General features: G+C 64.5%; 1 protein-coding gene and 1 pseudogene. Both read right to left on the reverse strand.

Going from position 1 to position 1,791, the window contains the following annotated elements:
* Positions 1-483, reverse strand: a pseudogene (locus tag WA317_RS13755) (hypothetical protein); the annotation flags it as partial.
* 160 nt (positions 484-643) lie between these two features.
* Entirely contained in the window at positions 644-1,507 is an 864-nt protein-coding gene (locus WA317_RS13760; RefSeq protein WP_425173562.1) for a mycofactocin-coupled SDR family oxidoreductase, read from the reverse strand.
* Between the last annotated feature and the right edge of the window lie 284 nt (positions 1,508-1,791).

Consider the following 1,791-nt stretch of genomic DNA (forward strand, 5'->3'; position numbering starts at 1 on the left):
CGCACCGCCAAACAACAGCGCGGCTCCGATCACGCAGGCCACGGCGCCGCCGGAATCCAGGTTGAGCAACACGAACACGGCACCACTCGCCGCCCAGGTTGCGAAGTGAACGCCGGCTTGACGGTGGGCAATACGCATTGCCGCACGCTTTTCCGCGGGGTTCGGTTCGCGGCCGAGTGCGAACCAGCGCACGGAGGGAAGCACGTGGAGGACGCCGGCGACGGCGCCGGCGACTGATGCCATAACGGCCAGCCCGGATGCCGCGATCAGGTTTTTGTCGGTGGCCAGGTTGGTGGCATCACCGATCGTGTTCTTGCTCAGCGAGATGATGACCATCGCCACCGCAGCGGCAGCCGCGAGGTGTGCCAATGCAAGCCCGGCAGCATACCTGGCGCTCAGACGAATCGCGGCCACGCGGCTCGCCGTACGGACTACGCCGTCGGCGGCCGACGTCGTGCCTTGTTGAACGCCGACCTCAGCCATGTGTTTCCGGCTTGTTCAGCGTCCCCAGCACGTTGCTGGAGCCACCGGGGGGCGGGGTTTCACGGCCGGTCGGGGTCTGATCGCTGAGCAGGAGGAGGACCTCCGATTAGGGCGGGTCTCCGCTGAGATGTCGGCTTCATTCGTCTCGCAACCGGCTCGGTTACGCTCCGGTCCACGGCCGTGCCTTCACAACACCGCCTGCGTCAACGCGTAACTGCTGACCCGTGATGTAGCGTGCGCCGTCTGAAGCCAAAAACAACACGGCCTCGCTGACGTCCTCAGGCTCGATATAGGGAACCGGCATCCCGTTCATGACCGGGAACGCCAGCTCCGCGTCGGCGCGGGTGGGGCTCTGCAGGTCAGGGCGGAAGGCCCGATACATCGGCGGGCTGTGCAGCATGTCGGTGTTGACATTCGTCGGGTGAATGGCGTTCACCCGGATGTTGCTGGGCGCAAGTTGCAAAGCCAGATCGTTGACATATTGGGCGACCACCTGTTTGGCGAACGCATATCCACCACCGCCGGGGCCCAGGTCCATGCCGCCGGCTGTCTGCGACGCAAGATAGGCGGCCAGGGAACCGGTCGCAATGATCGACGCCCCGGCACCAAGATGCTTGATGCTGGCGTGAACGAGATTGAGCACTCCGACCAGATCGACATCGACTGCGTCGACGAACGCCTGGGGCGGCAGGCCCGGGGTGAGCGGGGCGATCCCGGCGTTGGCCACCAGAATGTCGAGCCGTCCCAACTCCGCAACGCCCAAGTCGATCGCGGCGGACAAGGCGGCGCGATCGCGGACGTCGGCCACAGCGATGTGCGCCCGGCGACCTTCTTTTTCGACGAGGCGCGCGGTTTCTTCGAGGTCGTCGAGCCGTGCCAGTGGATATTCATTCGTCTCGATGTCGGCGCAGAGATCGAGACCAATGATGTCCGCGCCCTCCGCGGCGAGCAGTCGGGCATGTGATCGCCCCTGACCCCGGGCGGCGCCGCTGATGAGGACGACTTTACCGTCCACTCTTCCCATCCCTACTCCTTCCGAAGGTTCGAACCCGAAGCTGGCGTCCCGCGCCGCTAGATTGTGGCGGCCGTCGACGATCAGCTGTAACGCAGCACGAGTGCGCGGTGTTATTCAAGACGATAGCGTGGCCGCGTAATAATGGCATAGCATCCATCATGAAAAGAACATGATCGATGCCGCCCGGACGCATAGCATCCTCCGCCGCTGTAGCGGTCGCCCTAGGCGCGTGGAGATCCCGGCGAAGACGGAGGTAGCAGCGCAGTGAGTGCTCGATGGGATTACGACAGCAT

The sequence above is a fragment of the Mycobacterium sp. genome (genome assembly GCF_049802695.1).
Classification (GTDB): domain Bacteria; phylum Actinomycetota; class Actinomycetes; order Mycobacteriales; family Mycobacteriaceae; genus Mycobacterium.

What these genes read in the sequence shown, in the direction of transcription:
- WA317_RS13760 (WP_425173562.1), bottom strand. Translation starts at nt 1,507, where the DNA reads ATGGGAAGAGTGGACGGTAAAGTCGTCCTCATCAGCGGCGCCGCCCGG.